The sequence below is a fragment of the Neisseria sp. P0021.S005 genome, from assembly GCF_051956955.1.
In genome coordinates, this window is sequence record NZ_JBQCWY010000658.1 from 1 (window position 1) to 1,702 (window position 1,702).

2 protein-coding genes are annotated in these 1,702 nt (G+C 52.7%); both read left to right on the forward strand.

The annotated features are described in order from the left end of the window. Positions 1-51 precede the first annotated feature (51 nt). Positions 52-993 (forward strand): tRNA (adenosine(37)-N6)-dimethylallyltransferase MiaA, encoded by a 942-nt coding sequence (gene miaA / locus ACTHUE_RS18005; protein WP_004519883.1) that lies wholly within the window; start codon positions 52-54, stop codon positions 991-993. A 3-nt stretch (positions 994-996) separates the two neighbouring features. Then, a partial coding sequence (gene tadA, locus ACTHUE_RS18010) for a tRNA adenosine(34) deaminase TadA (protein WP_440424103.1) occupies positions 997-1,702 on the forward strand: 706 nt, incomplete at its 3' end.

The following is a 1,702-nucleotide window of genomic DNA, read 5'->3' on the forward strand; positions in this document are numbered from 1 at the left end:
ATGGTTTGCCCGGGTTTGCTATAATCGCATTTTTAATTTTTCCGTTTTCTTATGAACGCGCCCAAAGCCTTCGCCGTACTCGGCCCGACCGCCGGCGGTAAAACCGCACTGGCCTTAAATATTGCCCGATCGTTGCCGGTAGAAATCATCAGTTTGGATTCCGCGCTGGTGTATTGCGGCATGGACATCGGTACGGCCAAGCCGACTGCCGAAGAGCTTGTTGCCGTACCGCATCATTTGATTGATATTATCTCGCCGCTGGAAAGTTACAGCGCGGCGGATTTTGTCGGCGACTGCGTGCGCTTGGTGAACGAAATACATGCGCGCGGTCGCTATCCGCTGATTGTCGGCGGCACGATGATGTATTTCCATGCGCTGACGGAAGGTTTGAACGATTTGCCCGGCGCGGATGCGGCGGTGCGCGCACAGCTTCAGGCGGAAAAAAAAGAACACGGTTTGGCAGGCCTGTATCGCCGTTTGCAGGAAGTTGACCCGATAACGGCAGGCCGTCTGAAAGCCAATGACAGCCAGCGTATTGAGCGCGCTTTGGAAGTCTATCTTCTGACCGGCAGGCCTTTGAGCGAACATTTCACAGAGCAGAAGCAGGCTGCGTCTTTATTGGATTTATGCACGGTTGCCCTTATCCCCGAAGACCGCCATTTGTTACACCAGCAAATCGAAAAACGCTTTTTAAGTATGCTGGAGCACGGTTTCCTAGATGAAATACACGCCTTACGCCGCGATTATCCGCAACTGCATGCCGATATGCCGTCTATGCGCTGCGTGGGCTACCGTCAGGCTTGGGATTATCTCGAAGGCGAAACCGATTATGACACCTTTGTCGAAAAAGGCATTATCGCCACGCGCCAGCTTGCCAAACGCCAGTTGACCTGGTTGCGGAAAATTCCTTTGGCGCACACGTTAGATCCTTACGCAGACAGCGATTATGTTCAAACGGCCTTAGCCTTGGCGCGTCAGCATTTTCAGGAATAATCCATGCTGACTACGCCACCACTTGCCCCTAAAGCATTGACCGCGCTAAAAGAATTGGGTATTTGTACGCTGGAAGATTTACAGGAAATCGGCGCAGTCCACGCATTTCTATTGCTGAAAGCGTCGGGTTTGACCGTAACCAAAAGCACCTTATGGCAACTGGCTGCGTTGGTTTCAGGTGTGGATGCCCGGCGTATTTCCGAGGAGAGAAAGACGGAGCTGTGCGAGGATTTGAAAAAACATCCGCCTGTTGCCGTTTTCCCTTCGCAAAGCGATATGGAAACCTTTATGCGGTTGGCGATAGAACAGGCCAAACAATCGGCGGTATTGGGCGAAGTGCCGGTTGGCGCGGTCATCGTATATCAAGGCGAGGCAATCGCAGCGACACACAATACCTGCATTGGCGACCACAATGTCAGCCATCATGCCGAAATCAACGCGCTTGCCGCCGCAGGTAAGACCTTGCAAAACTACCGTTTGGAAGACTGCGACGTGTACATTACCTTAGAGCCTTGCTCCATGTGCGCATCTGCCTTGATACAGGCGCGGGTCGGGCGTGTGATTTATGGTGCGGCTGAAGCTAAAACCGGTGCGGCAGGCAGCGTGGTCGATTTGTTTGCCGACAAACGTCTGAACAAGCATACCGCAATTTTGGGCGGCATATTGGCAGAAGAATGCCAAAGCGTATTGCAGGATTTCTTTGCGGCCA